This is a genomic window from Novosphingobium sp. GW835-FHT14H07, assembly GCF_058793515.1.
This window is the reverse complement of record NZ_JBXAFX010000013.1, coordinates 1-21,623: the sequence shown is the minus strand read 5'-3', so window position 1 is coordinate 21,623 and position 21,623 is coordinate 1. Positions and strand designations below refer to the sequence as shown.

24 protein-coding genes and 1 tRNA gene are annotated in these 21,623 nt (G+C 63.5%); 7 read left to right on the top strand and 18 right to left on the bottom strand.

Annotated elements, in window-relative coordinates; genetic code table 11:
- Window positions 1–25 precede the first annotated feature (25 nt).
- Window positions 26–1,363, bottom strand: a complete 1,338-nt coding sequence (locus AC1Q5P_RS12970; protein WP_174544566.1) for an MFS transporter — start codon at window positions 1,361–1,363, stop codon at window positions 26–28.
- 47 nt (window positions 1,364–1,410) lie between these two features.
- Entirely contained in the window at window positions 1,411–1,884 is a 474-nt protein-coding gene (locus AC1Q5P_RS12965; protein ID WP_039331808.1) for a Saro_0803 family transcriptional regulator, read from the bottom strand.
- A 68-nt stretch (window positions 1,885–1,952) separates the two neighbouring features.
- Here AC1Q5P_RS12965 and nov1 point away from each other — a divergent pair, with 68 nt between their 5' ends.
- The 3 genes from nov1 (at window position 1,953) to AC1Q5P_RS12950 (ending at window position 4,541) form a co-directional block, all read left to right on the top strand.
- On the top strand, window positions 1,953–3,437 hold the full coding sequence (gene nov1, locus AC1Q5P_RS12960; RefSeq protein WP_062342694.1) for a lignostilbene-alpha,beta-dioxygenase NOV1: 1,485 nt from the start codon (window positions 1,953–1,955) through the stop codon (window positions 3,435–3,437).
- Window positions 3,434–3,895, top strand: coding sequence for a DUF3237 domain-containing protein (locus tag AC1Q5P_RS12955; protein ID WP_492519159.1), 462 nt, complete (start codon window positions 3,434–3,436; stop codon window positions 3,893–3,895). The genes nov1 and AC1Q5P_RS12955 overlap by 4 nt, the downstream gene beginning before the upstream one ends.
- Before the next feature lie 310 nt (window positions 3,896–4,205).
- Window positions 4,206–4,541 carry a hypothetical protein gene (locus AC1Q5P_RS12950; RefSeq protein ID WP_492476828.1) on the top strand — a complete coding sequence of 112 codons (336 nt, stop codon included), beginning with the start codon at window positions 4,206–4,208 and terminating at the stop codon, window positions 4,539–4,541.
- On the opposite strand, the gene AC1Q5P_RS12945 is transcribed toward AC1Q5P_RS12950, so the two are convergent.
- From AC1Q5P_RS12945 to AC1Q5P_RS12920, 6 genes are all read right to left on the bottom strand, one after another.
- Complete coding sequence (locus AC1Q5P_RS12945; RefSeq protein WP_492519158.1) at window positions 4,538–6,121, bottom strand: MFS transporter; 1,584 nt, start codon at window positions 6,119–6,121, stop codon at window positions 4,538–4,540. The genes AC1Q5P_RS12950 and AC1Q5P_RS12945 overlap by 4 nt on opposite strands.
- A 22-nt stretch (window positions 6,122–6,143) precedes the next feature.
- Complete coding sequence (locus AC1Q5P_RS12940) at window positions 6,144–7,199, bottom strand: amidohydrolase family protein (protein WP_062342700.1); 1,056 nt, start codon at window positions 7,197–7,199, stop codon at window positions 6,144–6,146.
- A gap of 37 nt (window positions 7,200–7,236) precedes the next feature.
- Window positions 7,237–7,911 (bottom strand): DUF2490 domain-containing protein, encoded by a 675-nt coding sequence (locus tag AC1Q5P_RS12935; protein ID WP_492519157.1) that lies wholly within the window; start codon window positions 7,909–7,911, stop codon window positions 7,237–7,239.
- A gap of 88 nt (window positions 7,912–7,999) precedes the next feature.
- Complete coding sequence (locus AC1Q5P_RS12930; RefSeq protein WP_492519156.1) at window positions 8,000–9,430, bottom strand: NAD-dependent succinate-semialdehyde dehydrogenase; 1,431 nt, start codon at window positions 9,428–9,430, stop codon at window positions 8,000–8,002.
- 57 nt (window positions 9,431–9,487) lie between these two features.
- The gene (locus AC1Q5P_RS12925) at window positions 9,488–10,228 is read right to left on the bottom strand and encodes a nuclear transport factor 2 family protein (protein ID WP_492519155.1); all 741 of its coding nucleotides are present in this window, start codon (window positions 10,226–10,228) and stop codon (window positions 9,488–9,490) included.
- Window positions 10,229–10,288: 60 nt separating this feature from the next.
- Window positions 10,289–11,680 carry an MFS transporter gene (locus AC1Q5P_RS12920; protein WP_492519154.1) on the bottom strand — a complete coding sequence of 464 codons (1,392 nt, stop codon included), beginning with the start codon at window positions 11,678–11,680 and terminating at the stop codon, window positions 10,289–10,291.
- 172 nt (window positions 11,681–11,852) lie between these two features.
- Between AC1Q5P_RS12920 and AC1Q5P_RS12915 the strand changes: the two genes are divergently transcribed.
- Together AC1Q5P_RS12915 and AC1Q5P_RS12910 are read left to right on the top strand one after the other, a co-directional pair.
- The gene (locus AC1Q5P_RS12915; RefSeq protein ID WP_039331793.1) at window positions 11,853–12,773 is read left to right on the top strand and encodes an SDR family NAD(P)-dependent oxidoreductase; all 921 of its coding nucleotides are present in this window, start codon (window positions 11,853–11,855) and stop codon (window positions 12,771–12,773) included.
- Window positions 12,770–13,690: an SDR family NAD(P)-dependent oxidoreductase gene (locus tag AC1Q5P_RS12910; protein WP_193827109.1), complete on the top strand. Its 921-nt coding sequence runs from the start codon at window positions 12,770–12,772 to the stop codon at window positions 13,688–13,690. Before AC1Q5P_RS12915 ends, AC1Q5P_RS12910 begins: the two co-directional genes overlap by 4 nt.
- 63 nt (window positions 13,691–13,753) lie before the next feature.
- On the opposite strand, the gene AC1Q5P_RS12905 is transcribed toward AC1Q5P_RS12910, so the two are convergent.
- Both AC1Q5P_RS12905 and AC1Q5P_RS12900 read right to left on the bottom strand, forming a co-directional pair.
- A complete protein-coding gene (locus tag AC1Q5P_RS12905; RefSeq protein ID WP_427463926.1) occupies window positions 13,754–14,923 on the bottom strand; it encodes an amino acid aminotransferase in 1,170 nt (389 codons plus the stop codon).
- 124 nt (window positions 14,924–15,047) lie between these two features.
- A complete protein-coding gene (locus tag AC1Q5P_RS12900) occupies window positions 15,048–15,830 on the bottom strand; it encodes a DUF1134 domain-containing protein (protein ID WP_230487860.1) in 783 nt (260 codons plus the stop codon).
- Window positions 15,831–16,058: 228 nt separating this feature from the next.
- Between AC1Q5P_RS12900 and AC1Q5P_RS12895 the strand changes: the two genes are divergently transcribed.
- Both AC1Q5P_RS12895 and AC1Q5P_RS12890 read left to right on the top strand, forming a co-directional pair.
- Window positions 16,059–16,151: transfer RNA gene (locus AC1Q5P_RS12895), tRNA-Ser, on the top strand.
- A 431-nt stretch (window positions 16,152–16,582) separates the two neighbouring features.
- The gene (locus AC1Q5P_RS12890) at window positions 16,583–17,104 is read left to right on the top strand and encodes a hypothetical protein (protein WP_492519153.1); all 522 of its coding nucleotides are present in this window, start codon (window positions 16,583–16,585) and stop codon (window positions 17,102–17,104) included.
- Here the strand turns inward: AC1Q5P_RS12890 and AC1Q5P_RS12885 are convergent.
- The 8 genes from AC1Q5P_RS12885 to AC1Q5P_RS12850 form a co-directional block, all read right to left on the bottom strand.
- Window positions 17,101–17,250: a hypothetical protein gene (locus AC1Q5P_RS12885; RefSeq protein WP_492519152.1), complete on the bottom strand. Its 150-nt coding sequence runs from the start codon at window positions 17,248–17,250 to the stop codon at window positions 17,101–17,103. The two genes, AC1Q5P_RS12890 and AC1Q5P_RS12885, sit on opposite strands and share 4 nt — an antisense overlap.
- Window positions 17,195–18,079 carry a hypothetical protein gene (locus tag AC1Q5P_RS12880; RefSeq protein ID WP_492519151.1) on the bottom strand — a complete coding sequence of 295 codons (885 nt, stop codon included), beginning with the start codon at window positions 18,077–18,079 and terminating at the stop codon, window positions 17,195–17,197. The genes AC1Q5P_RS12885 and AC1Q5P_RS12880 overlap by 56 nt, the downstream gene beginning before the upstream one ends.
- Window positions 18,080–18,172: 93 nt before the next feature.
- Window positions 18,173–19,468 carry an AAA family ATPase gene (locus AC1Q5P_RS12875; RefSeq protein ID WP_492519150.1) on the bottom strand — a complete coding sequence of 432 codons (1,296 nt, stop codon included), beginning with the start codon at window positions 19,466–19,468 and terminating at the stop codon, window positions 18,173–18,175.
- Window positions 19,461–20,411, bottom strand: a complete 951-nt coding sequence (locus tag AC1Q5P_RS12870) for a toprim domain-containing protein (RefSeq protein ID WP_492519149.1) — start codon at window positions 20,409–20,411, stop codon at window positions 19,461–19,463. The genes AC1Q5P_RS12875 and AC1Q5P_RS12870 overlap by 8 nt, the downstream gene beginning before the upstream one ends.
- The gene (locus tag AC1Q5P_RS12865; RefSeq protein WP_492519148.1) at window positions 20,408–20,719 is read right to left on the bottom strand and encodes a hypothetical protein; all 312 of its coding nucleotides are present in this window, start codon (window positions 20,717–20,719) and stop codon (window positions 20,408–20,410) included. The genes AC1Q5P_RS12870 and AC1Q5P_RS12865 overlap by 4 nt, the downstream gene beginning before the upstream one ends.
- Window positions 20,712–20,912 carry a hypothetical protein gene (locus AC1Q5P_RS12860; protein ID WP_492519147.1) on the bottom strand — a complete coding sequence of 67 codons (201 nt, stop codon included), beginning with the start codon at window positions 20,910–20,912 and terminating at the stop codon, window positions 20,712–20,714. Before AC1Q5P_RS12860 ends, AC1Q5P_RS12865 begins: the two co-directional genes overlap by 8 nt.
- A complete protein-coding gene (locus tag AC1Q5P_RS12855) occupies window positions 20,905–21,093 on the bottom strand; it encodes a hypothetical protein (protein ID WP_492519146.1) in 189 nt (62 codons plus the stop codon). Before AC1Q5P_RS12855 ends, AC1Q5P_RS12860 begins: the two co-directional genes overlap by 8 nt.
- 3 nt (window positions 21,094–21,096) lie before the next feature.
- On the bottom strand, window positions 21,097–21,285 hold the full coding sequence (locus tag AC1Q5P_RS12850) for a helix-turn-helix domain-containing protein (protein WP_231467629.1): 189 nt from the start codon (window positions 21,283–21,285) through the stop codon (window positions 21,097–21,099).
- Between the last annotated feature and the right edge of the window lie 338 nt (window positions 21,286–21,623).

The following is a 21,623-nucleotide window of genomic DNA, read 5'->3' as shown; positions in this document are numbered from 1 at the left end:
TTCGTCTCCCCGAATTGCAGTGATCCTACCCCGCAGGCTGATCCGCCATCACGTCGTCGCCATCGCGCTCGGGCAGCATCAGGAACAGCACGAGGCTGAGAACCGAGCCCATTGCCATGATGATCGACACCGTCAGCAGTTGGTCATCTCCCAACCACCCGAACAGGGTGCCCGCCAGCAACGGACTGCCCGCAGCGCCCAGCCGCCCGACGCCCAGCGCGAAACCTGTGCCGGTGGCCCGCGCATAGGCCGGGAAGCCGCGCGCAAAGGCGGCATAGTAGCCGCTGATCGCCGCATTGGTGAAGAAACCGGCGATCATCGTCGCCATTTGCCACGCATTGAGCGTATCACGCCCGGTGCCGAACCAGGCCACCAGCATCGCGCCGATCAGCAGCATCAGCGCGGTCGGCCACCTCACCCCCAGCCGCGCCATCACGAAGCCGAAAAGCGCGCTGCCCAGGAACCCGCCGATGTTGGCGTATGTCAGCACCGTGGCCGCCTGCGCCGGAGGATAGCCCGGCGGATAATCGGACACGATCTGCACCCCGAACTTCAGGATGTAATAGAAGGTGATGCAATGAAACGTGTAGCCGAACGCCAGGAGCAAGGTGACCGGGCGCAGTCTGGGGTTGGACAGGATATCGGTTACCCGAGGCTTGGCGGTACCCGCCACGATCACCGGCAGATCGCTGATGGCAGGCTTGCCGAACGCGGCGAGCGTGCGGTTCACGCCCGCCAGATTGCGCTTCGTCGCCAGATAGGCCGCCGTTTCGGGCACCAGCACCAGGATGACCGGGATCAGGACTGCGGTCACCGCGGCGCCGAACAGAAACACCGCGTGCCAGCTGTAGGTGGGTAGCAGCCATTCCGATGCGGCAATTCCGCCGACGATCGCGCCCAGCGGATAGCCCGCCACATAGACCGCGATGGCGACAGAGCGCCAACGGCTGTTGGTGCTTTCGGCGACCACCGCGTTGGTGGTGGTGAGCATCCCGCCGATGCCGATGCCGGTGAGGAACCGGTAGGCAACCATCGGCTGAACCGCCGTCGCGATGCTTGCCAGATACATGCCAATCGCCATCAGCACGAGGCAGGCAAGCATGGTAAACTTGCGGCCATACCGGTCTGCCGCCCCACCGAGCAGCACCGAACCGAAGCCCATGCCGAGCAGCTCAGCCGAAAGCACCACGCCCAGCGCCGGGCGGGCAATGCCCCAATCGGCGGTGATACCCGGCGCGGCAAAGGCGCTCGACAGCACGTCAAACCCGTCAAGCGCGTTCAACAGCACCATCAGGACCACCACGATCCACTGGCGGACACCCATGGGCGTCTGCTCGATCACCTCGCGCGGGGTTTGTGACATGCGGCCCGAATCCTCTCCAAGAATGGCTTATTGCTATCTGATATAACTTATTCGTGGATTCTGGAAAGCAGTTCGATGAGTTGCCGCACTTCCTTGTCGGTAAAGCGGCTTTTCACCCAAGCCTCGTGCTCGCCGATGGCCTGCTTGGCCCGGGCCAGCATTTCGACGCCAGCGGGCTCGAGGAACAGCGCCTGCTTGCGCCCATCCCGTGGCGAGCGATCACGCCGCAGGAAATGCTTGGCCTGAAGGCGGTTGATGATCGCCATGGTCGTGGCGCGGTCCATCCGCAGGCGCTGCGCCAGATCGGTCTGGGCGATGCCGGGGTGATCGTCGACCAGCCAGAGCACCGACACCTGCTTCTGCGTGAGATCGAGATCGGTGAAGGTTTCGGTGAAATGCCTGAGGCACGCGCCGTGGGCGAGACGGATGTGGAAGCCGAGAATATCGTTGATCGCGCCGACGTCATCCTCGTCGGTGTGGCCGACGGGCGCGATGGCGTCGGCGAATTTGTCCTTGATCAATGCCCTGCCCCCAACGATTGCGCTTGTCTAATTGTTAGCATTACATACAATATCGCGAGGAGGATGCCATGGCTCAATTTCCGAACACCCCCAGCTTCACGGGATTCAACACGCCATCGCGGATCGAGGCGGATATCGCCGATCTGGCCCACGAAGGCACGATTCCGCAAGGGTTAAACGGCGCATTCTATCGCGTCCAGCCCGACCCGCAGTTTCCTCCGCGTCTTGCCGACGACATTGCGTTCAATGGCGATGGCATGATCACCCGCTTTCATATCCATGACGGCCAGGTGGACTTCCGCCAACGCTGGGCAAAGACGGACAAATGGAAGCTGGAGAACGCAGCCGGAAAGGCCCTGTTCGGCGCCTATCGCAACCCGCTGACCGATGACGAAGCGGTCAAGGGCGAGATCCGTTCGACCGCCAACACCAACGCCTTCATCTTCGGCGGCAAGCTGTGGGCGATGAAGGAGGACTCCCCTGCCCTCGTAATGGATCCGGCAACGATGGAGACGTTCGGGTTCGAGAAGTTCGGCGGCAAAATGACCGGGCAGACCTTTACCGCGCATCCCAAGGTCGATCCCAGGACCGGCAACATGGTCGCCATCGGCTACGCCGCGAGCGGGCTGTGCACCGACGATGTGACCTACATGGAAGTGAGTCCGACAGGCGAGCTGATCCGCGAGGTGTGGTTCAAGGTGCCCTACTACTGCATGATGCATGACTTCGGCATCACCGAGGATTACCTGGTGCTGCACATCGTGCCTTCGATCGGCAGCTGGGACCGCCTGGAAAAGGGCATGCCGCACTTTGGCTTCGACACGACCAAGCCGGTGCACCTTGGCATCATTCCCCGCCGCGATGACGTCCGTCAGGAAGACATCCGCTGGTTCACACGCGACAACTGCTTTGCAAGCCACGTGCTAAACGCCTGGCAGGAAGGGACGAAGGTCCACTTCGTGACGTGCGAGGCGAAGAACAACATGTTCCCGTTCTTCCCCGACGTCCACGGTGCACCGTTCAACGGCATGGAAGCGATGAGCTACCCGACGGACTGGGTGGTCGACATGGCAAGCAATGGCGAGGACTTTGCCGAGATCGTGAGGCTTTCGGACACGGCGTCGGAGTTCCCGCGCATCGACGATCGCTTTGCGGGACGCAAGACCCGCCACGGCTGGTTCCTCGAGATGGACATGAAACGCCCGGTCGAGCTGCGCGGTGGCAGTGCCGGTGGACTGCTGATGAACTGCCTGTTCCACAAGGATTTCGAAACGGGGCGCGAACAGCACTGGTGGTGCGGCCCGGTATCGAGCCTGCAGGAACCGTGCTTCGTGCCGCGCTCCAAGGATGCTCCCGAAGGCGACGGCTGGATCGTGCAGGTTTGCAACCGGCTGGAAGAGCAGCGCAGCGACCTGCTGATCTTCGACGCGCTGGAGATCGAGAAGGGCCCGGTGGCCACAGTGCACATCCCCATCCGCCTGCGCTTCGGCCTGCATGGCAACTGGGCGAATGCGGATGAGATCGGGCTGGTGGAGAAGGAGATGGCTGCGTGATCCAACCGGGCCTAGAGTTCGTCTATGAGGCTACCGGCGAGCTGGAGCCGCCGGTGGCGATAGGCGAGACCTTTGACGGGACGCGGCGGATCATTCCGATCGTCGGCGGCGGTCGCGTGGAAGGGCCGCTGATCAGGGGCAAGCTGATCGGAAATGCGGCGGACTGGCAGGTGACGCGGCCTGACGGGGTGACCGTGGCCGATGCGATCTATGCGCTCGAGACCGATGACGAGGTGGTGATCCAGATCCGCAATCGCGGGCTGCGGCACGGCCCTCCGGAGGTCATGCAGCGGCTGGCATCAGGGCAGGAAGTCAGTCCGGCGGAGTATTATTTCCGCACGGTGCCCGAGTTCATCGCGCCCAAGGGGAAGTATGACTGGATGAACCGGTCGATATTCGTCTGCTCGGGCGCACGCTATCCGCTGGGGATCAAGCTTTGGGTGTGGCGGGTGACTTGAGAAGTCGTTAGAGCGGTTTCCACCCATTCTGGTCCACCGTGATTGCGTCAGGAGTTCCGCTGGCTAGGCGCAGCGCGCAGCAGGGGCTGGTTGCCCCTGCAAGCGATGCAACGCTGTCCAGCGGAATTCCTGACGCCACCCTCCGGGCGGGCCGCCTTTCGCCCATCACAGCGTCACTCGTCGGTCACTATGCGTTGGCATGGCTCCCTCCTCGCTCCTCGCGCTGGGCGAAAATCGGCTCCGTCACGGTTGACCAGAATGGGTGGAAACCGCTCTAAGGGCGCAGGACTCCTCGATCCAAGGCGCACCGATGGCCCGCAAGCATTCCAAGCACGGTTCCTGGCAGGATACCGAAGACGAGGCCGAAGCGCCGCCGCCGCCGCCATGTTGGCTCTGCGGGCGTCCTACCGGTTCGACCATCGTCTGGCATCACCCCGTACCCAAGAGCCGGGGTGGGCGCGAGACCGTACCGATGCATGCGATCTGCCAGAATACGCTGATCACCACATTCACAAACTCGGAACTGCAGCGCGCCGGGATGGACGCTTCGGTTCTGCTGGCCAACCCGGCAATCGCTAAGTTCGTGAGCTGGGTCGCAAACAAGGACCCAGACTTCAACGCGGCAATCACCAAGAAGCCTCGCTAGGCCGCGGCGCGCTCCAGCAGCGTTGCCTCGTCCCTCTGCGCGCGGCGAGCGATGAAGAGCATCAGGACCGCGATGGGAATTGCCACCGCGTTGATGGAGAGCATCGCGGTGCGCAAGCTGCCGGTGGCGTCGGACAGGAGGCCCACGACATAGGGACCGATGCCCATGCCAAGTATCGTCATCACCAGCAGGTAGAGGCTGGCGGTGAGCCCTCTCATGCGCGGCAGGACCTGATCGTACATGATCGCATAGAGTGGCGGCATCCAGCCGGTGAGGATGAAGCTGTAGATCAGGAAGCGGGCATAGAAGCTGCCGGGATCTGCGGCGAAATAGACCCAGAACGACATGACCGGCGAAGCTGCCATCGCGAACAGGGCGACCCATGCGCGACCGGCGCCGGGGAAGCGCTGGTTCAACCAATCGGACAGCGGGCCCCATGCCAGCGGGCCGATGATGCCCATGGCAGCCGAGAGCAGGCCGAACTGCAGCGCGGTTTCCTGCATGGTCAGGCCAAAGGTGCGGATCAGGAAGCTGGGGTTGAAGGCCATCATGCCGTAGTTGATCACCGACTGCAGCGTGCCCACGGCAATGCACATCATCACCGTGGGCGAGCGCGAGATGACGCGGAAGGCTTGGGCATCGCCCAGCTTCATGCCCTGCATCAGGTTGACGATGACGAAGACGCCGAGGCCGATCACGCTCCACTGCAGTGCGTGGGGATTGAGCGTTATGCTGCCGAGTTGCATCGGCGGCTTGGGGCTGATCGCGTTGCTCAGCAGCGTGAGCGCGTAAGCAGCCACGGCGATGAGGGTGAGCGCCACAAGGTTGCCGCGCACCATGGCGGGGTTGGCGCCCCTGCCCTTCATGCCAATCCAGTGGAAGCCCGGGGTGACCGAGCCGAGCAGCGCGAGGCTCCGGGCGAAGGGATGGGCTTCGGGTGCGGTTTCGATGCCGTCCATCTGCCCGCGCTGCGGCTCCTTCAGCATCCACACGAAAGCGGCAAGGACGAAGCCGGGGGCAGCAGCGACGAGGAAGGCGAATTGCCAGCCCTTGAGCCCGCCCGCCGCATGGCTGGCGTCCCACCATGCCGCGGCGACGCCACCCAGGATGAGCGAGCCGCCCAGGCCGAGAGCGATGGCCGAAGCGATGACCGACATGACGAAGCCGCGGCGGTGCTTGGGCCAGAAGTCATAGAGCAGCGAGGTGCCGGCCGGCGCCGTCGCCGCCTCGCCAATGCCGACGCCGAGGCGCGACAGGGCGAGCATGGCGAAGCTTGAGGCGAACCCGGCAAGGCCGGTGGCGGTAGACCAGAACAGCAGGCTGATGGCCAGCAGGCGCGTGCGCACCCAGCCATCGGCAAGGCGCCCGACAGGAAGCGAGAACAGCGCATAGAACAGCGCGAAGACGGTGCCATAGAGCAGACCCATCTCGGCATCGCCGATGTCCAGGTCCTTCTTGATCGCGGGCGCGAGGATGGCGAGGATCTGGCGGTCGAGCAGGCTCATCGCGTTGGTCAGCGCGACGAGGATCAGCGCGTACCATGCGCCGGGGGCCAGGGTACGGCGCGGTTCGGTGGTCATATTCTCTCCCTGCGCCTGCGGATCACAGCTTGAACCACTTCTCCGCATTCGTCTGGAAGAACTTCTTCTTGGTTTCAGCGCTCATGTCCATCGCATCCATCGCGCGGACTTCGTCGGCGACGTACTGGTAGGGGTAGTCCATCGCATACATCACGCGGTCTTCGCCCATGACCTGCTGGCAGAACTTGATCGCCGGCTCCCACGCCACGCCCGAATTGGTGACGAGGACGTTGGACTGGAGGTATTCGGCGATAGTCTTCTTGAGCGGCTTCATGCGTTCATAACGCTGCGAACGGACACCGGCCTGGTGCATGTAGTCGAGGCGGTAGAGCCAGTACGGCAGCGCCTCGCCCATGTGCCCGACCATGATCTGAAGGCTCGGGTACTTGTCGAAGATGCCGATGGTGATGAGGCGCAGCAGGTGCATGCCGGTTTCAACGCCGAAGCCGAAGATCGCGCCATCGAGCCCGGCTTCGAGCATCGGATCGATCATCGAATCCGGCGACGTGGCGGGGTGGATGTAGAGCGGCTGGTCAACCTCGACGAGGGCGCGGAAGATCGGGTCGAAGAACTCCTCGTCGAGATAGCGGCCTTGCGTGTGGCTGTTGATCTGGATGCCCTTGAAGCCGAGCTCTTTCGCACCCCGATGGATTTCGCGAGCCGACCATTCCGGGTCCTGCGGGGCAACGGTGCCCATGCCGATGTAGCGGTCCGGGTACTTCTCGCAGGCAGCCGCGAGCGTGTCGTTGGCGCGGGCTGCGAGGGTCTTTGCCTCTTCGACATCGAGCAGCGGCTGGACACCGGGCGAGGTCAGCGCGAGGATGGCCTTGTCGATGCCGGTGGCATTCATGTCGGCGATGCGGCGCTCACCCAGATCGAGCAGGCGCTCGAGAATCTGGGTGGCGCGCTCGGACGGCGAGGTGGCATAGAAGCCCCAGAGCGAGACCATGCCCTTGTCGGCGGTGCCATCGCGGATCATGCGCAGGTAGACGTCGATGATCTCGCGCGTGGCGAAGGCTTCTTCGGTGGCGATGCGCAGGTAACCCTGCTCGCCTCCGGTCTTGAGTTCTGTGGTCATGCAGGCTTCCTTCCCGGGAAAGGCAGCCTGCGATCCATCATCTGCGGATGGTGAGCGACAGGCTGCCGATATGGTTCATGCGATCGGGCACGTTGAAACGATTGACGTACTGGCCCGAATATCCCGCCTCGATGGCGATGCCCCTGGCGATGGGCACGCCCACCCCGGCAAAGCCGCGCAACTGGTCGAACCCGGCGCGCTGGCCCCATGAGGTCGTGTCGAGGTTGACGAAGGGTTCGGCCCAGACGATGGCATTGAGGCCCTTGGCCACCGGCGCATCGAGCCTGACCTGCTGGCGCAGGCGCCAGCCCGTGCCCGAGCGACCTTCGAGCCAGCGCTGTTCGAGACGCGTGCGCGAGGTCACCGTAGTCCTGCCGAAGCCGCCCACCACGCGAACCAGCGCCTGCTGGAACATGCGGTGTTCGTCGGTCGGTGTGCCGTTCAGCGGTTCGGTGCGGACGTAGGCGTAGCCCAGGAACAGGGTGTCGCTCGGCGTGATGCGATAGCCGACGGCGGGGCGCAGCAGCACCTGCCCAAGCCGGTCCGCGCCATCGGTGAAGCGCAGTTGCACATCGGTGAAGAGCAGGACTTTCTGCCCGACCTCGATCGTCGAGAACTGGGCCAGCCAGACCTGTTCGTCCTCTTGCGCGGCCATGGCGCAGGGCGCGGACAGGAGGCTGGTGGCGGCCAGCAGGGCGCGCGATGGACGCATGGGAAGCTCCGGGCAACAGGGGGTAACCCTTTCGCGCTAGTATCAGCATGTTGCCCGCAGGTTTCCAGAACACGTCAAAGCCTGCCTTTCAGCCTTCGTGCACGGCCTTGGTGACCATGCAGGCGAGCACGCCTTCGGGGCCGTCTTCCGCGCCGTGGCCCGACCACCTTACGCCCCCGAACGGAGAGTCCGCGCCGCCGATCATGGTGGTGTTGAGACCCAACATGCCGGTCTCGATCTCGCGAGCCAGACGCTTCTGGCGCGAGGCGCTTTCGGTCCAGGCATAGGCGGCGAGGCCATAGGGCAAGCGATTGGCCTCGTTGATCATCGCCTCTTCGCCGCTGAAGGGGTTGATCAAGGCGACCGGGCCGAACGGCTCTTCGTTCATGATGGCCGCGTCGAGCGGGACTTCAGAGAGGACTGTGGGCGCGTAGAAGTAGCCCGCATTGCCGATGCGCTCACCACCAGTGTGGAGGCGGGCGCCGCGCGTGACAGCATCGCCGATCAGACGGTCCATCGCCTCGGGGCGGCGGGCGTTGGCCATCGGGCCCATCTGGGAGCCGTCCTCAAGGCCGTTGCCGACCTTGATCCGGCCGACGCGCTCGGCAAAGCCGTCGCGGAAGCGTTCGAAGACGTTCTCCTCGACGATGAAGCGTGTGGGGCTGACGCAGACTTGCCCCGCATTGCGGTACTTTGACGCGGCCATCGTATCGAGGGCCTTGTCCACATCGGCATCGCCGAAGATCAGGACCGGGCCATGGCCGCCCAATTCCATTGTCGTGCGCAGCATGTTGTCGGCGGCAAGGCGCATGAGGTGCTTGCCGACAACGGTCGAGCCGGTGAACGACAGCTTGCGGATGACGGGTGAGCCGAGGAGGTGGCGGCTGACTTCATCGGGCACGCCGAACACGGCCTGCGCTACTTCCTTGGGCAGCCCGGCATCGAGCAGGCATTGCAGAACGCCCAATGCCGACGCAGGAGTTTCCTCCGCTGCCTTGAGGATGACCGAGCATCCTGCAGCAATCGGCGCGCCGAGCTTGCGACCCGGATTGCCGAGCGGGAAGTTCCATGGCGCGAAGGCAGCGACAGGGCCGACGGGTTCGTGGGTGATCGTGCTGCGCTGTCCGGCGGGGCGGACCAGCGTGCGGCCATAGATGCGGAAGACTTCGCCGGCGTAGAAATTGAACAGACCGACGTTCATCAGAACTTCGATGCGCGCCTCGGGCAGGGTCTTGCCCTCTTCCATCGTGGCGATGCGGGCGAGGTCCTCCTGCCGCTCCATCATCAGACGAGCCGCGCCCTGAAGCACGGCAGCGCGCTGTTGCGGCGTGCTTTCGCGCCAGATGCGGAAGCCCCTGGCGGCAACTTCAAGCGCGCGATCGAGATCGGCGGCTTCGGCCAGCGGCAGCTCGCCGATGGTCTCGCCGGTGGCGGGATTTACGACGGCGTGGGTACGGCGGCCTGCGCCGGAAATGCGCTCGCCATCGATGATCATGTGAAGCGTGGGATACTGGGTCATGCCTGTTCCATGGTTTGCGGGCAGGAGCCGGGAGGATTGGCCCCTGCCCGCAAGCTCTTACTTCCGCGCGTTCTCGCGGTCGATGTCACCCTGCCAGCGCTGCGCCACCATTTCCTCACCCGTGACCGGGTGCTTCATGTGGAAGGCGTTGAGCTTGTGCGTGGGCCACAGCCAGTGATCGGTGATCAGCTCGTCCGGGCCGGTCGGGTCTTCCGGATAGGTCACCTTGGGGAACGGCACGTATTCGTGCGGGGTGTTGGCCCAGCCGCTTTCGAAATCGGCGTGCCAGATCGGCATGTAGTTGAGGATGTGCATCCGCCACACGCCGTCCACCTTCTTGTAGGTGTTCTCGTAGATGCCGCCTTCCCACCACTGGCGCGCCTTGAGGTGCGGGGCATCGCCTTCGTAGTCCTTGTGGCGGCCGGCCTGCATCATCGAGCGGGCGCGCCCCAGCGCGGTGACGCCATCGGGCTGGATGTTGATGATGTCCTGCAACTGCGGGTGATCGAGCAGGAAGCCATCGATCGGGCCGTTGTTGCCGTAGGTGAAGCGCTTCTGGAAGCGTTCGACATAGAGGCGGCGAACGCCTTCCTTGCCTTTCCACACGCCGCCGAAGAAGCGCACTTCGCCATCGTCGGTGAACAGGTCGACCGTCTCGTTATACATGCACTTGTCGATCAGGTAGCCGTAGAGATGCTGCAGCTTGCGGATATCAAGCTCATCCTCGCGCACCGTCAGGCGCTTTTCGAGATCATTCAGGCGGCTTTCGAGCGCGGCAATCTGGCTGTTATCGGACACGTCCAACTCCCTTATATTTTGTAAGTCTTACTAACAATCTGACGAGCTGTGCGAGTCCTGTCAACGCCCCATTGCCTCCAGGCGCTCCACTTCCTCGCGATAGGGGCGAATTGCCTTGAACATCAGGAATGTAGCGAGTGGCATGAGCACGCTGGCAGTGATCAGCAGGGCCTTCCACAGCTGGGTGGGATCACCGATCAGAACGTCCTGCACCTTGCCCACGACGTAGCTGCCCATCGCGCCGAAGAAGGTGAACATGAACAGGTAGAAGGCGGTGACTTGCCCGCGCATGTCATTGGGCGCAACGCGCTGGACGGCGGCGTTCTGCGGCACGGCGCCGGCGATGCCGAACATGCCCGAAAGCCCGAACATGATCAGCGAACCCCAGGCCGTAGGCATCAGGATGGCGGTAATCGTGCAGACGGTGACGCCCGCCGCGCAGCAAGTGGCGGCGCGGACGTTTGCGTCCTTGTAGCGCTTGGCCAGCCATTCGACGAACAGGCCGCCAAGCAGCAGGCCCGACAGCGAGGCGATCAGCACCGTGATGCCGAGTGCTGCACCGATCTGCCCTTCGTTCCAGCCAAAGGTGCGGATCATGAAGGGCACGCGCCAGAACTGCAGGCCGAAGGTTTCGACCGCGCTGAGGGCCAGCGCGCCGAACAGCGGATAATAGACGCGCGGCTTGGCATTGATCGCGCGAAAGGCATCCAGCCCCATGAAGGTCAGCACCTTGCGCCCGAACGTGGCATTGACCGGGACCATCGGCGCGTCAGCCGCAGGGGCCATGCGCGCGGGCTCCTTGATCGTCAGGAACAGCAGGCCGACGAGGAGCGAAGGGATACCCATGAATATCAGGATCCACTGCCAGCCGAGGATCGTCAGCGGGCCGAGGTGAGTCGGCCCCCACGGCGCGGTCATCATCACCAGCATGCCGCCGATGAGCGGACCAAGGGTTGTGCCGCCGATGAAGCCGAACTGCAGCAGCGCAAAGGCGCGGGTGAGCTTCCTGGGCGGAAAGGCATCGGCAAGCAGTGAGTAGGACGCGGGCGCATGGGCGGAACCGCCGGCAGCAAGGAATACCCGGCTGCCGACGAACTGGCCGAAGCTTTGAGCAAGACCGCCTGCCGATATGATCACTCCGACAAGCGCGGCACCTGCGCCAAGCACGTACTTGCGCGGGTAGATGTCAGCCAGGCGCGCCAGCGGAATGCCGACGAACAGGTAGCAGATGATGCTGGCGGGCCCGGCGAGGAACCCGAGCTGCGAATCAGTGAGGCCGAAATCGTGCTTGATCCGCTCTGCCAGCATGCCGAAAGTGATCGCGTCGAAGAACGTCAGGAACGTCGCCAGGACGATGACAAACAGGGCCCAGTAGGCTGCGCTTGCCGGATGCTCGGCACGTTCATGCTGAACGCCGCCTTCGGGAACTGCCGTGACTGCGACACCTGCCATGTGCTCTCCTCTCTCGCCGTGCCCGCTCTCGGGACGGTCCTTTGCCAGACCTTTTCGAAGCAGCGATATTGTTAGTCTTGCATACAAATTCGCGCTGGTGAATACACAAGGTGAAAAATGATTCCCCGCCACCGAGACCTGGCGGCGGACGACGAGGAATGGAGAGGATCTGATGCAGAATCTGCCGGGCAAGACAGCATTCGTGACGGGCGGCGCCAGCGGCATCGGCCTCGGCATCGCCAAGGCGCTGCTGGGTGCCGGGATGAACGTGACCATCGCCGACATCCGGCAGGATCACCTCGATTCGGCGGTCGAGGAGCTGGCCGGAGGCGAGCGCGTGCTGGCGGTGAAGCTGGACGTGACCAACCGCGAGCAGTTCGCGACCGTGGCCGATGCGGTCGAGGCGAAATTCGGCAAGATCCACATCCTGGTGAACAATGCAGGCGTTGCCGTCGTCGGGCCGACCGAGCTGGCGACCTTTGCCGACTGGGACTGGGTCATGGGCGTGAACGTAGGAGGCACGATCAACGGCATCGTCACGATGCTGCCGCGCATCCTTGCCCATGGCGAAGGTGGGCACATCGTCTGCACCGCATCGATGAGCGCGCTGGTGCCGGTGGGGATGACCACGATCTATTCGTCGGGCAAGGCGGCGGTCACCTCGATGATGGAGTGCATGCGCCCGGAACTGGAACCGCGCGGCGTGATCTGCAGCGCCTTCTGCCCGGGCGCGGTGCAATCGAACATCGCCGATGCTGCCAAGACGCGGCCGGCCGATCTGGCCGACACCGGCTATGCCGAGGCCGACAAGCGCCGCGCATCGGGCGGCAACTTCATGCATCTGTACCAGACCAAGGAGCAGGTGGGCGAACGCGTTCTGGAGGGCATCCTCAATGACGAGCTCTATATCCTCACCCACTCCGAGTTCCTGACCGGCGTGGAAGAGCGCGGCCTTGCCACGACGGCAGCGGTGCAGACCCACCTGCCCGAGAACCCTGAATACAAGCAGACTTTCGCCATGCTGTTCCGTAATCCCGCGATCACCGAGGAGATCGCGCGGCAGAACAGGCTGAAGGAAGGGCGCGCCAAGTGAAGGACTTCGCAGGACGCACCGCCTTCGTCACCGGAGGCGCGAACGGCGTGGGCATCGGGCTCGTCCGCCAGCTGCTGAACGAGGGGTGCAAGGTCGCCATTGCCGATATCCGGCAGGATTCGATCGACAAGGCGCTGGCGTCACTCGACAATCGCGAGGTCATGGGCGTGCAGCTGGACGTCGCCAGCCGCGATGGCTTCAAGGCTGCGGCGGACGAGGTCGAGGCGAAGTTCGGTCCGGTTTCGATCCTGTGCAACAATGCCGGGGTGAACCTGTTCCAGCCGATCGAGGAGTCCTCCTACGACGACTGGGACTGGCTGCTGGGCGTCAACCTCCACGGCGTGATCAACGGGGTGATGACCTTTGTGCCGCGCATGGTGGAGCGCGTGAAGGCGGGCGAGCAGAAGGGCGGTCACGTGGTCAACACCGCCTCCATGGCGGCATTTCTCGCGGCGGGCAGCCCCGGCATCTACAACACCACCAAGTTCGCGGTGCGCGGGCTTTCGGAATCGCTGCACTATTCGCTGCTGAAGTATCAGATCGGCGTCTCGGTGCTGTGTCCCGGCTTGGTGAAAAGCTACATCTATGCCAGCGACGACGTGCGGCCCGAGGCGCTGAAGGGCGCGATGAAGCCGGTCGATCCTAGTGCGGTGGAGCGGCTGCAGGGCCTGCACGAATTCGGCATGGAGCCCGACGTGATCGGTGCCCGCGTGATCGAGGCGATGAAGGCCAACCGCCTGCACATCTTCTCGCACCCCGACCACAAGGAAGAAGTGCGCGAGATATTCGACGAGATCATCGCCGAGTATCAGGACTACCCGAAGGACCCCGGATATGACCGGCGGGTGGCCTTCGAGAAGTTCCGCGCCGACAGCTTTGCCGAAGCGCGGCGGCAGTCAAGGGCTGCGGATTTCTGAGCGCAAACGAATAGGGCGGAGCCGCGAGGCCCCCCCCTTCCTCGTCGAACCAGGCGTGCCGCTTCAGGCGACGTCGCGCAGGGCCTCGACGAACTTGTCGATATTGCCTGTGGTCAGGCCGGCAATGTTGATGCGGCCCGAACCTGCCATGTAGACGCCATGCTTCTCGCGGATGGCGAGGATCTGTTCGCCGTTGAGCGGCAGCATCGAGAACAGGCCGTTCTGCACGCCCAGCGGCGCCATGCTGATCGGACCGACCTGCTGCGCGGCGGCGAGGCGATCACGCACCCAGCGCATGCGATCGCGCATCTCGTCAAGCTCGGCCAGCCACATCGCGGTCAGGCTTTCGTCGGCGAGGATCAGGCGAACCGCAGCGGCACCGTGATCGGGCGGCATCGACCACGAAGCGCGGGCGATCGTCGCACCGTTGGCCATGGCATTGGCGAGCGCGGTAGCATCAGACGTGACGGCATAGAACGCGCCGACGCGATCGCGGTAGAGACCGAAGTTCTTGTCGCATGAGTAGGCGACCAGCGCTTCGGGAACGACCGAGAGAACCTTGCGCAGGCCATAGGCGTCGGCCTCCATGCCATAGCCCAGGCCCTGGTAGGCAAGGTCAAGGATCGGCAGAACCTTGCGCTCGACCAGCAGCGGGGCGATCTCGTCCCACTGCGCGTCGGTGTAGTCGACGCCGGTCGGGTTGTGGCAGCAGCCGTGAAGGAGGACGGCATCGCCCGGCTCAGCCTGGGCGAGCGCAGCCTTGAGCGCGTCGAGATCGGCAAAGCCATCGGCAGTCATGTGGCTGAAGGTCTTCAGCTCGACACCCACAGCCGCGATGATCTGGGCGTGGTTGGGCCACGAGGGCGTGCCCATCCATACGCGCTTGACGCCCGAACGCTTGGCCACCTCTATGGCAAGGCGCACGGCACCCGTGCCGCCCGGAGCCTGCATCCCTTCAACCTTCGAACGGTCGAAGTCCTTGCCGAAGACGTAGGGGATCAGCGCGTGGACAAAGCCCATGTCGCCTTCAGGGCCGAGGTAGGCCTTGGAATCCTGCGTTTCGAGCAACTTGGCTTCGGCGGCCTTGATCGCCTTGAACACCGGCGTGTCGCCCTCGGCCGTGCGGTAGACGCCCACGCCGAGGTCAATCTTGTCAGCGCGCGGATCGGCATTGTGGAGCTTGATCAGCGCCAGAAGTGCGTCGGCGGGCTGGGCGGCAAGATTTTCGAGCATGAGGCCTTCCTTTGCGGGGAGCAAATTGCGGCGGCTCCATGCCGCCGGAAGGCCTCCGGGGCAACCCTACATTTCAATTATAAGGTATGCGGGAGACAATTTGCAGCGATATTGCGTGAAACCGTCAGAACGGGAACCAGTTCTGCTTGCGCGAGAACTTCATGTAGCCGCCGTTGATGCCAAGGCGCAGTCCTGCCCCCGAGCGGACGGGAATCAGCACGGTGTCGCCCTTGCGCAGATAGCTGACGTGGAAACCGCCAACGAGGTAGGCTTGGCCCTCGCCCGCGGGGAAGCGCTTGTACAGCTCCTCGCTGTCGAACAGATTGTAGACCAGAACGAAGGTGCTGGCAGCATTGGCGCCCGCGTCGAAGCCGATCGACGGGCCGGTCCAGTAGACCGGGCGCTCACCCTCGACCTTGTGATGCAGCGTGCCCGAGCCGTAGCGCAAGCCGACAACCAGCGCACCACCGGCTTCGCGGCCGACGATGTAAGCGTTGGGTTCGCCCTGCTTCTTGAGCAGGTCCTTGATCACGTCGGCCAGGCCAGCAGCGCCCTTGCCGAACACGCCTTCGGCAGCGCCGATCAGGTCATCGTCCTTGTAGGTCGATCCGGTTGCTGCCTGAGGTGATGCGGCGACTGTGCCCTGCGGCGTGGCAGGTGCAGGAGGCTGATATGGCTGCGTCGACGGCGGCGGGGCATCGGCCGGGAGCGCCGGAAGCGAACCCGCTTCCGCACCGGCGGGCACTGCTGCGGGCGTTGGCGTCGAGGCCGGTGCACTGGACTGGGGTGCAAGGTCACCGTCGATCACGGAATTGGGATCAACTGTCTGGACCTGCGCCAAAGCGGCGTTGGCGGTGAGCGCAAGGCAAGCGGCAAGGCCGGTTACCAAGGTGCGCGCTTTCGACATCGTAATCATGAATTCCCGTCCGTCCCGATCTTCGCACGCATTTGCGCACCCCTGCCCTTCAAGCAGAATCCAAGGCTGGGCCCACGACAATGAACCGGCGATGAGCCGAGTCCAAAACGCGCCGAACCGCCTGCGCGGCATGATTTTCGATTTGGCCGGATTTTTGCCCGACAGCCCCTTGCCGCCCCCCACAACCCTCGTTATAGCGCGCCCTCGCCGCTGCGATCCGGAGACGTGGGTGAGTGGCTGAAACCAACGGTTTGCTAAACCGTCGTACTGGTAAATCCGGTACCGAGGGTTCGAATCCCTCCGTCTCCGCCATTATTCCTTGATTTAATTGATATTTTTTCAAGATCGCACGCCTGTTCCCATAACCGCTCCCCGATAGGTCCGGCGCTTGAGGCGAACGCCAGCGGCTGGATTCGCTCAATCGGCGCGCACCTCAACATTTCTCAACAGGGGCGCGGCAAACGTCCGCAATGCCATTCGGGCGGAATTGCCGGTGCCCGTCATGGAAGCTGGAAACGACTACACACCGAACGCGACAAATCGCGGCTGGAAATGGCTGGTTTGTGCGGGTTTCGAGAGGTGGCAGCTTCTCAGTCAGAAATGACTTGCGACTTGGATTTGACCAAACGCCCGGTTTTCTGCGGGTTTGCGGCAAATCAGTTTCGGGTCACTTTCGGGAATTGTGCTTTCCCATATAAATGGGCGAAGATGGCCGCTGACCGCAGTCGTCAGGGGATAGTGGCGTGAATAGCTGGCAGTTCGTCGCGTTGGCGGCATTGATCGCGGTCTATGGTGGAATGGTCCTAGACCGGCTTCCAAAGCCAAGGAAGCATAGAGACTACACGTTCGAGCTTCCCGACGATTACGTCACCTTCCGGATTGAAACGATCCTTGAAGATGAGTTCAAAATTGCATTCATTGACGATTGGGACGTGGGACGCACCTTTGCTCTGTATGGCTCTGTCATCCCCGCCGACGATCAGAAAACAAGCGCTCCACCGGAGTTCGGAAAGCGGACTGGTGTGAAGATTGGCGCAATGCCCGAATGGTTCCAATCATCGCGGATCGGCGGCATCAGGACGTATGATCGCGGCGGCTGCGAATGCTTCATAGGGTTGCCCTACCAACTAGCACGCCACGCATTGGAGGAGGTTCGCCGTGATCCAGAACAACTCGTCACGTTGGGCTACAAGCGAGTGACCGGGAAAGACGGAAAGACGGCATTCCCGATTTACAGCTTTGAACTTACGAAACCTCTGGATTAGCGCACCAGCCGCGCAATCTCCCTTAGGTATCGAGCCGCTGCCATCGCCTTGGCTGAGCGCGCGCCATGCTTCCGGGCGTTGCTATTGCCCTCAGGCGCACCCGGATTCGTGCCTCCGTGCATACGGCACCGCTTCCGCCCTTTCACGGCTGGGGATTGGCACTCCGTTCCCGAACGGGTCCGCGCCAAGCAGCGCGGGGCCGATGCCAGCCGTTCCGGTTGCATGGGATTGATCGTCAATTTTTCCATTTCCCTTCCCCCCGGTGTGGACGTTCTCGGCAATGACGGCCTGCCCGCCGCGATTATCGACATGGACATGGCGCACGACTTGTTCCCCGCCGCGACGCATCCGAGCTAGCGTTTCCATTTGCCCCTGAGAGGTGCGCAGCAGCTTTGTGGCGAGGTTGCCAAACATCTGCGCAGTCGGCACCCATTCCGCCGACCCAAGCTGGCTGAGCGCCCGGATTGCCGCGTCATGCGTGACATACATTTGCACCAGCAACAGCGCCTCCGCCTGATCGCGCGGGGCCATGCTTTCGATGAACGACAGCGCAGCGTTGTAGCGGTCGGCATTGTCCGCGCCGACTGAGCCAAGGTATTTCAGCAGTTCATCGGCGCGAGCGTTCACCGGGTCCATCGAAACCGCCGCGAACGTCTTTTGCAACTTGAGCAAGCCGTGTGCCTCGCACTTCCCGGCGATGCCGATGGACATGCCACCTTCCGGCTTCCGCGTGAGCGTCACCCTGACCGGCTGGCGCTGCTTTCGCTGCGCAACGGCAATCTCCGCCAGTTCGGTTTGCTGTTCCTTGGTCATTTCATCCCAGCCGGGAATGCCCTTGGCCAGCGTCTCCTTAGCTTCCTCTGCCGTGCCCGATTCCGGCACCGCAATTTCAATCGTGTTGCCCTTGGCCGGGGCTTTCGATCCGGTCGCCTTTGCCCGCCGTGCCGGTTTGTTCCTGGTATCTTTCGCCGTCATTCCGCACCTTTAATTTAGGCCCTAAACCTCCGCTCACCCGCACCCGCACCACCTGCACTCCCTATAAGGGAAGTGCGGAAGGTGCGGACGGGTTCAGCACGGGTCGCCAGCCGCACTTTCCGCACTTTCCGCACCGCACTTTTCAGAGTGCGGGTAACTCACCTGAGACGGGTCCACGGGATCACCGACCACGACGAACGGACGTTCATCGCCGTTCTTGTCGGGCAGGCTTTCCACCTTGAGCGCGCCGTTGCGCTTCCACGTCTTGAGGATCGCCTTGATACGGGCCTTGTCCTTGTCGGCGGACAGCCCGGCGACCTGAGCGACAGCATGGCCGACCCAATCCTTGGCCTGCGCACTGTCCCGCCACTGGCCTGCCGCGACGCGCAATTGCACTTGGTAGAGGTGCCACGTGCTCAGCCCGTGGAACACGTCCGGCTTTTCCCAAAGGCAGGCGACGCCGACATAATCGGCAGGCTCGCTGCCATCGCCGTTATCGAGGCACTGGCTTTCCAGTTTGATCCACGTTGCCGCGTCGGGGGGAGCGCGATTGGCTTTGCCGGTATCGACGCGCACCAGCGAGCGGCGCAACGCGGGATCGGTAATGCCCAGTTCCTCGGCCTCGGCCTGGCTCATGGCATTGAGCGGCAGCACGACGCGGGCAGCATCGCGCAACGCGACCGCGCCGCGCCCGTCCTCCGCCGTTACCTCGCGCCCGCCCAGCTTCTTGGTATGGTGCACCAGCACGACCGCGCAGCCGGTTTCCTGAGCCAGCCGCTTCCACCGCTTGGCGATGGCGTCGATTGCCTCATTGCTGCTTTCCCGCACGGTATGGCTGGACACGAATGGGTCCACGATCACGACCGAGATTGCCCGCTCCAGCACCGTCGCCGCCACCTGAGCAAACACGCCCTCGGCAATGGCAAAGCCGTCGCGATCCTCGGTTGCCGTGCAGAGCGGCTGGACAAGCCCACTATCGACGCAAAGCCGGTTTCCGCAGTCGTCCGGCACTATGCCGTGGAACAGGCAGGCAGCGGACACTTGCCGGTCCAGCTCGTATTGCGAATCCTCAAGGTTGTATATCCATGCGGATTGAGGCCCACGCGGGAGCGGCTTGCCAAGCAGCGGTTGCCCGGAAGCGAGGGACAACGCCAACGCGGTGCCGATTGTGCTCTTGCCGGTGCCACCGGGCGCAATGATCGCCGTAACCTCGCCCCTCAGCAGCCAATGGCCAAGCAGCCATTGCCGGGTTGGCAGCGAACGGGGATCGGGCCAGCGATAGGGCGTGGCGCGAATGGCCGTGCCGGTAGGCGTGGCACCGGCAATGCGGCTGGCCACGTCGTCTGGTTCCATATCGGCAAAGTCCATGGGAGCGGTTGCGTTACGCATGGCCAAACCTTCCCGCCTGAGCAATCCGGGCCGCCACCTCGGCAGGCGCAATATCCGCAAAATCGGTTCCTGAGTCTGCTGAGCGCATTTCTGGCCCAAGGGGCAGCGGAGTGGCCAAAAGCGCGCCGATGGACTCAGCGGCCTTCTGAGCGGCATTCAGGCCGATATTCTCCGATAGGTGACGGTCATCGTCCGCCGCCACAATCAGCGCTCGATTGGGGAACAGCTTGCGCATGGAGCGGGCGACGGATTCGAGGTTGCGCGCCGACATGGCCGCGACAACGCCGTGGCCGGTCGCATGGTGGACCGCTGCCATGGTGGCGAAGCCTTCCCCGATCACCAGCGGCCCAGCCGATGGCCTGCCATCCTGCACGAACGCGCCGTGCGACCAGAACAGGCCTTCGGTGCGCCCGCCGGACAGGAACAGCTTGCGCCCGTCCGGATAGATGCGCTGGACGTTCCACAGGCGGAAACCGCAATCGACAATCGGGACAAGCAGCGCGTCGCCGTGCTGCCGGATACCGAACGGGGGCAGGCTTTTGCGGGCCAGATAGCCGTGCGCCGGATCGGGTTTGTCAGCGCCGCGCCACAGATCGCGGGCAGTGCCAGCCGCAGCTTCCTGCTTGGCCAGCGTCTCCGCTTTGCGCCGGGCTTCGCTTTCGCGGGCCTGAGCCATGATCGTGCGCCGTTCGGCTGGTGACAGCGAACGGGGATCGCTCCCCGCACGCCATACCGTCCTCACGCCCAGCCGGTAATGCCGGAACACGCCAGCGGGCAAACCATCGAGGTGCAGCCATGCCCAGCCGTTGCGCCGTCCGGGCTTGTCGCCATCGGCGCGGAAGCGGACGGGATTACCGGCAGCCAGCTTGTCGGCAATCGGCTCCACGGGACGGATACCAGCCGCCCCCATGGCATCGAGAAAATCCGAAACGGGATCGGTCACAGTGCGGCCCTCCCTTTTTCGGTAAGGCGAAGCACCGCCGCGCCCTTGCCGGACGGATTGCGGCGACGCACGCCGGTCGGTTCCACAAGGCCCATGGCTCGCAGTTCGGAGAAACGCGGTTGCAGGCTTTCGCGGGCGACCTCGGCAAAGGCGACGGCTTCAAGCACCGTCGCCTCGCCCAGCCGATCTAGCGAGCGCATGGCGACGCGGCGAAGGTAGGAAACGCATGGCTTGATAGCCTCGGCAGCGTCCTGGCTGGTGCCGTCCGGGCCTTTCGCGCCGGGAATTTCGGGATAGCGATCAGACATGCTCGCCTCCCTCAGCCAGTGCGGGAAGGCCATGCCGGGTAAGCAGGATGCGCAGCCAGTTGGCCTGCTTGTCGCTCAGCGGGGCAGTGCGGAAAGCAAGGCCACCGCAGAATTGCCCTTCCTTTTCGGACAGGGAATCGACGGCCAGCAAGGCGCGTGCGGCAGCGGGGAAGCGGGGGAAGGTATCAGCCATGATAGGCACCTCCCCCGAATGCGAGCGCGGCGATCATCGCGGCCAGTTCGGGCCGGACGTGGTGTGCTGCGATCAGGAATTGCGCCTGAATGGCGAGAGGGGTAGAGAGAGGAAGCGACAGGCCTGCAAAGCTATCGCGCGAAGCCCCGGTGCCAGCCGGGGTTTTGCTTTTCTGGGGCATGGCTCAGGCCTCCCCCGCGATCAGGGCGTGCAATGCCTCTGCCGGAATGATCGTTCTGCCACCGACACGAACAGCGCGAAGGCGACCAGCTGAAATGTGATTGTAGAGAGTCGTCCGGCCAAGGCTGGACGCATGGCAAGCTTCCCGAATGCTATAACCGATCTTCGGGGGATCGTGCTTGATGGACTGCATGGATTTGGTCCCAATTGGCCCGCGCGGAGGTGCAACGGACTTCATGGGACAGCCAGTTATGGCGCGCCCGAATTTTCAGGAAGACGACTTAATTCGTCGCTATTTCGACCCGATAAAAAATGCTGCGGTATTTCGGCCGGATAAAATTCGCTCTAATTTCCTCCCTAGTCCTGAGCATTGCTATTTGAGGTATGGTTGGACAGCAGGCCAAATAAGCCGCCCGATTTTTTGGGTTGGCTCAGCGCGTTCAGAGTCAGCAGGGGTAGTGCCCCGCGGGGTGGTGTAGGAAGCTGCCTTGGATGAGGTGGCCATCGCCGATCTTCGGTAGGGTTCGGATG

What these genes read in the sequence shown, in the direction of transcription:
- AC1Q5P_RS12900 (WP_230487860.1), bottom strand. Translation starts at nt 15,830, where the DNA reads ATGTCGAAAGCGCGCACCTTGGTAACCGGCCTTGCCGCTTGCCTTGCG.
- AC1Q5P_RS12855 (WP_492519146.1), bottom strand. Translation starts at nt 21,093, where the DNA reads ATGCCCCAGAAAAGCAAAACCCCGGCTGGCACCGGGGCTTCGCGCGAT.
- AC1Q5P_RS12875 (WP_492519150.1), bottom strand. Translation starts at nt 19,468, where the DNA reads ATGCGTAACGCAACCGCTCCCATGGACTTTGCCGATATGGAACCAGAC.
- AC1Q5P_RS12920 (WP_492519154.1), bottom strand. Translation starts at nt 11,680, where the DNA reads ATGGCAGGTGTCGCAGTCACGGCAGTTCCCGAAGGCGGCGTTCAGCAT.
- AC1Q5P_RS12940 (WP_062342700.1), bottom strand. Translation starts at nt 7,199, where the DNA reads ATGACCACAGAACTCAAGACCGGAGGCGAGCAGGGTTACCTGCGCATC.
- AC1Q5P_RS12935 (WP_492519157.1), bottom strand. Translation starts at nt 7,911, where the DNA reads ATGCGTCCATCGCGCGCCCTGCTGGCCGCCACCAGCCTCCTGTCCGCG.
- nov1 (WP_062342694.1), top strand. Translation starts at nt 1,953, where the DNA reads ATGGCTCAATTTCCGAACACCCCCAGCTTCACGGGATTCAACACGCCA.
- AC1Q5P_RS12930 (WP_492519156.1), bottom strand. Translation starts at nt 9,430, where the DNA reads ATGACCCAGTATCCCACGCTTCACATGATCATCGATGGCGAGCGCATT.
- AC1Q5P_RS12950 (WP_492476828.1), top strand. Translation starts at nt 4,206, where the DNA reads ATGGCCCGCAAGCATTCCAAGCACGGTTCCTGGCAGGATACCGAAGAC.
- AC1Q5P_RS12905 (WP_427463926.1), bottom strand. Translation starts at nt 14,923, where the DNA reads ATGCTCGAAAATCTTGCCGCCCAGCCCGCCGACGCACTTCTGGCGCTG.
- AC1Q5P_RS12850 (WP_231467629.1), bottom strand. Translation starts at nt 21,285, where the DNA reads ATGCAGTCCATCAAGCACGATCCCCCGAAGATCGGTTATAGCATTCGG.
- AC1Q5P_RS12945 (WP_492519158.1), bottom strand. Translation starts at nt 6,121, where the DNA reads ATGACCACCGAACCGCGCCGTACCCTGGCCCCCGGCGCATGGTACGCG.
- AC1Q5P_RS12915 (WP_039331793.1), top strand. Translation starts at nt 11,853, where the DNA reads ATGCAGAATCTGCCGGGCAAGACAGCATTCGTGACGGGCGGCGCCAGC.
- AC1Q5P_RS12865 (WP_492519148.1), bottom strand. Translation starts at nt 20,719, where the DNA reads ATGTCTGATCGCTATCCCGAAATTCCCGGCGCGAAAGGCCCGGACGGC.
- AC1Q5P_RS12970 (WP_174544566.1), bottom strand. Translation starts at nt 1,363, where the DNA reads ATGTCACAAACCCCGCGCGAGGTGATCGAGCAGACGCCCATGGGTGTC.
- AC1Q5P_RS12860 (WP_492519147.1), bottom strand. Translation starts at nt 20,912, where the DNA reads ATGGCTGATACCTTCCCCCGCTTCCCCGCTGCCGCACGCGCCTTGCTG.
- AC1Q5P_RS12880 (WP_492519151.1), bottom strand. Translation starts at nt 18,079, where the DNA reads ATGACGGCGAAAGATACCAGGAACAAACCGGCACGGCGGGCAAAGGCG.